Origin of the sequence: Haloferula chungangensis, from assembly GCF_042664875.1 — a bacterium.
GTDB lineage: Bacteria > Verrucomicrobiota > Verrucomicrobiia > Verrucomicrobiales > Akkermansiaceae > Haloferula > Haloferula chungangensis.
Map to the genome: position 1 here is coordinate 1 of NZ_JBHTBS010000053.1, position 1,238 is coordinate 1,238.

The window sequence follows — 1,238 nt, forward strand, 5'->3', positions numbered from 1 at the left end:
CAAGAATCGCCCAAGTTGAGGAATGCCTTCGATCACTTGGGAACTTGCCCAAGATTCGGGATCGCTCACGCCCAGCTTGCGGAATACTTCGGTGAGTTCGTCTTGGTTCATTTTCTGAAGCTAACGTTTGAGGACAGGCGGCGCCGGTGAACAATGGCGGCGCTCCGATCCAGATGGGAAGATTGAATCATCAAAACGGAAATTCAACAAGGCCGCTGAAAGGCGTCGTCCTGATCCGCCTTGTTATCCAAATTGTTTTTCGAGTGCGGCCAACACGAGCGACGATTGATCCTGCTTCAACTTCGCTAGTGCCGATGGCGGCAGCTTCCTGTTAATCGCTAGTGCCGCCCGAACAGTCTCGTCTGGATCTTCGGCAAGTTTGAGCGCGATTGCTTCGGTAATCTTCCTCTTCCGTGCGACCATGTCTCTCACGGTGACATCGCCATCAGATGCCAGAATCTCCAGAACTTCTACCGGGACAGTCTTATTCTGTGCGGCCCAGAACCTCATATCAGGGCGCTGCCCGATCACTTCCATCCAAGTCTCAATTGAAGCCTCTTCGTGTGCGGCACGGCGATACTCTTCCGGTTTCGAACTCTCGCGAAGGCGATAGAACTCTGCTGCGGAGGAAATCATTTTTCAGGATAACGTTAGAGGCCATACGCGGCGGAGTGGCAAGCCCGAATTCAAACAGGAGCGCTACCCGCCGTCGTATGTGCCGGCTTGTTCTGCCTCTATTTTTCTTCGGGGGCAAGCTTCGCGGACGATTCAATTCGAATGACATGGAGGGTGTTGACCCATGTTTGCGCCCTCGGACGTTGGGCAGGGCCTGTAAGCTCACGTTTGGCGTTGGCATCTACTACTACAGGGCGCGGAGGGACGAATACAGAATACTCGATCTTAGCCCATGCACCATTGATCTCCAGAACTTTGACATCATCGAAGATGTGATTGTCCGAACAAATCCAACGGGGCGACTTTACTTCTCTCGAGATCTTATCGACCGGATTGGGCTGACTGGGGACTCTCGGTGGCAGATTCTGGGCGCCCGCGATTAGAGTGAACGCGGCAAACATGCTAGCAGTCGTTTTCATAGGTTTTGATTATTGCAGAACGTTTGAGCTGAGGCGATCCCGGTGAGCTCACCGGGAAGGCTGCGGGGATCCAAGCAGCTTTCGAAGCTGGCGGCAAGAACGCAACACAGCCGCTGAAAGGGGTCGTCCTCGAGCGCCTTGTTC

At 54.0% G+C, this 1,238-nt stretch carries 2 protein-coding genes; both read right to left on the reverse strand.

Translation table 11 applies throughout. From position 1 onward, the window contains the following. Nucleotides 1-243 precede the first annotated feature (243 nt). Entirely contained in the window at nt 244-636 is a 393-nt protein-coding gene (locus ACFQY0_RS21130) for a HEAT repeat domain-containing protein (RefSeq protein ID WP_379717026.1), read from the reverse strand. Between the two features lie 98 nt (nt 637-734). Beyond that, nucleotides 735-1,094: a hypothetical protein gene (locus tag ACFQY0_RS21135; protein ID WP_379717029.1), complete on the reverse strand. Its 360-nt coding sequence runs from the start codon at nt 1,092-1,094 to the stop codon at nt 735-737. Nucleotides 1,095-1,238: the final 144 nt, after the last annotated feature.